General features: G+C 69.4%; 2 protein-coding genes and 1 pseudogene. All 3 read left to right on the forward strand.

Annotated elements, in window-relative coordinates; genetic code table 11:
- A pseudogene (locus tag AC27VN_RS39030) lies at nucleotides 1-310 on the forward strand (FAD-dependent monooxygenase); the annotation flags it as partial.
- 35 nt (nucleotides 311-345) lie between these two features.
- Nucleotides 346-1,071 (forward strand): DsbC family protein, encoded by a 726-nt coding sequence (locus AC27VN_RS39035; RefSeq protein WP_490880146.1) that lies wholly within the window; start codon nucleotides 346-348, stop codon nucleotides 1,069-1,071.
- The coding region (locus tag AC27VN_RS39040; RefSeq protein WP_490880147.1) for a M61 family metallopeptidase at nucleotides 1,071-2,383 on the forward strand (1,313 nt) is incomplete at its 3' end. The genes AC27VN_RS39035 and AC27VN_RS39040, both read left to right, overlap by 1 nt.

The following is a 2,383-nucleotide window of genomic DNA, read 5'->3' on the forward strand; positions in this document are numbered from 1 at the left end:
CCACACCGTGCATCCGCTCGCGGGCCAGGGCCTGAACCTCGGCCTGGCCGACGCGGCCGCGCTGGCCGCCGTCGTCAAGGAACGCGACTACTGGCGCAGCGTGGGCGACCCGCGCCTGCTGCGCCGCTACGAACGCACGCGCCGCACCGAGGTGCTGCAGATGAGCCTCGCCACCGACGGGCTGCAGCAACTCTTCTCGCACAGCCTGGGCCCGCTGCCCGCGCTGCGCAACTGGGGCATGCGCGGTTTCGACCGCACGCGCCTGGTCAAGCACTGGGTCACGCGGCAGGCCATGGGCCTGAAGACCTGATCCCGGACGAACCGAAACACGACCCCCTCGAACCCATGAAGACACTCGCACGCCACCTGCTTCCCGCCGCCTTCGCGTCGCTCGCGGCCTTCGGCGCCCATGCCGGCGAAGCCGAGATCCGCAAGAACCTCAAGGAACGCATCCCGCAGTTCCCGACCATCGACGAAGTCAGCAAGTCGCCGATGCCCGGCCTCTACGAGGTGCGCGTCAACGGCGCGCAGATCTACTACACCGACGAGCAGGGCAACTACCTGCTCGAGGGCAACATGATCGACGTGAACGCGCGCCGCAACCTCACCGAGGAACGCGTGGCGAAGCTGTCCGAGGTGGCCTTCGACAAGCTGCCCGTGAAGGACGCGATCAAGATCGTGCGCGGCAACGGCAAGCGCAAGCTCGCGGTCTTCGAGGACCCGAACTGCGGCTACTGCAAGCGCTTCGAGAAGGACATGAAGTCGGTCGACAACGTCACCGTCTACCTGTTCCTCTATCCGGTGCTGGGACCCGATTCGACCGTCAAGTCGCGCGACATCTGGTGCAGCAAGGACAAGGGCAAGGCCTGGAGCGACTGGATGGAAGCGGGCACGCGCCCGGCCACCGCGCCCGGCAGCTGCGACGTGACCGCGCTGCAGCGCAACGTCGAGTTCGGCCGCCGCTACAACATCACCGGCACGCCCACCCTGATCTACAGCAACGGCACCCGCACCCCGGGCGCCGTGCCCGCCGAGCAGGTCGAGAAGCAACTCGCCGCCTCCGCCAGCTGATGGCGACGAAGTCCCCCTCGCGGCGCGCGGCCGCGGCGCCCGCGGCCGTGGCCGCGCCCGGCGTGCACTACCGCGTGGAATGCGCCGACCTGCACGCGCGCCTGTTCGAGGTCACGCTCACCATCGATCGCCCCGCGGCCGAGCAGCAGCTGACGCTGCCGGTGTGGATCCCGGGCAGCTACCTCGTGCGCGAGTTCGCCAAGAACCTGCAGGGGCTGCAGGCCTCGCAGGGCCGGCGCAAGGCACCGGTGCTGACGCAGCTCGACAAGTGCAGCTGGCGCGTCGAATGCACGGCCGGCCAGCCGCTGGTGCTGCGCTACAAGGTCTGCGCCTACGACAACTCGGTGCGCACCGCCTGGCTCGACGCCGAGCGCGGCTTCTTCAACGGCACCAGCCTGTGCCTGCGGGTCGAAGGCCAGACCGATGCGCCGCATGCGCTCGAGATCGTCGCGCCCGCCGCCTCGGCGCTGCCCGAGGGCGCCGCGCCCTGGTCCTGCGCCACCGCGCTGCCGCCGCTGAAGACCGACCGCCATGGCTTCGGCCGCTACCTCGCGGCCGACTACGACGAACTGGCCGACAGCCCGGTCGAACTCGGCGCCTTCTGGAGCGGCGAGTTCGAGGCCGGCGGCGTGCCGCACCGCTTCGTGGTCGCGGGTGCCGCGGCCTCGTTCGACGGCGAACGGCTGCTGGCCGACACGAAGGCCATCTGCGAAGCCGAGATGCGCTTCTGGCACGGCGACAAGGTCGGCAAGCGCGGCGGCCCGAAGCCGCCGATCGACCGCTATGTGTTCATGCTCAACGCGGTCGACGACGGCTACGGCGGCCTCGAGCATCGCCATTCGACGGCGCTGATCTGCAACCGGCGCGACCTGCCGCAGCTCGGCATGAAGAAGTCCGCAGACGGCTACGTCACGCTGCTGGGCCTGATCAGCCACGAGTACTTCCACACCTGGAACGTGAAGCGGCTGCGGCCGGCCGAGTTCGCGCGCTACGACTACGGCCGCGAGAACTACACGCGGCTGCTGTGGTTCTTCGAGGGCTTCACCAGCTACTACGACGACCTGCTGCTGCGCCGCGCCGAACTGATCGACGACGCGGCCTACCTGCGGCTGGTCAACAAGACCATCAACCAGGTGCAGCAGACGCCGGGCCGGCAGGTGCAGTCGGTGGCCGACGCGAGCTTCGACGCCTGGGTCAAGTACTACCGGCAGGACGAGCAGACGCCTAACGGCACGGTCAGCTACTACACCAAGGGCGCGCTGGTCGCGCTGTGCCTCGACCTCAAGCTGCGCGCCGAAGGCCGCGGCACGCT

This window comes from Variovorax sp. 20P10.2.4 (assembly GCF_058244205.1).